Raw genomic sequence first — 281 nt, 5'->3', positions numbered from 1 at the left:
TTGCTGTCTCTGCTCTCTGTGCCTTGGCTGCTGTCATTGGTAATGGCGTGCGGGTTGCTCCAAAACAACATGATGATTGGATTGTTGTGCCTAATCTCTGGGGCGCTCTGATTGGTCAATCGTCAACATACAAAACACCAGCCATGAAAGCCGCTTTAGCGCCTATCACTTGCCTTCAAAAGGAATGGTATAAAGACTGGTTAAAGCAAAAAGAAAAACAAGAAATTGAAGAGAGATTTGAAACTTTAGACAAAAGAGAAAAAGAAAGACAAGCCAATAAG

Annotated in this window: 1 protein-coding gene; it reads left to right on the top strand. The window is 42.0% G+C overall.

Annotated elements, in window-relative coordinates:
* Positions 1–281, top strand: a 281-nt coding sequence (locus tag ACFILW_RS10510; protein ID WP_375685809.1) for a DUF3987 domain-containing protein, incomplete at both ends; no start/stop codon positions are given.

Origin of the sequence: Bartonella sp. TT110JLCBS, assembly GCF_042193405.1 — a bacterium.
Classification (GTDB): domain Bacteria; phylum Pseudomonadota; class Alphaproteobacteria; order Rhizobiales; family Rhizobiaceae; genus Bartonella.
This window is presented reverse-complemented; position numbering and strand designations above follow the sequence as displayed.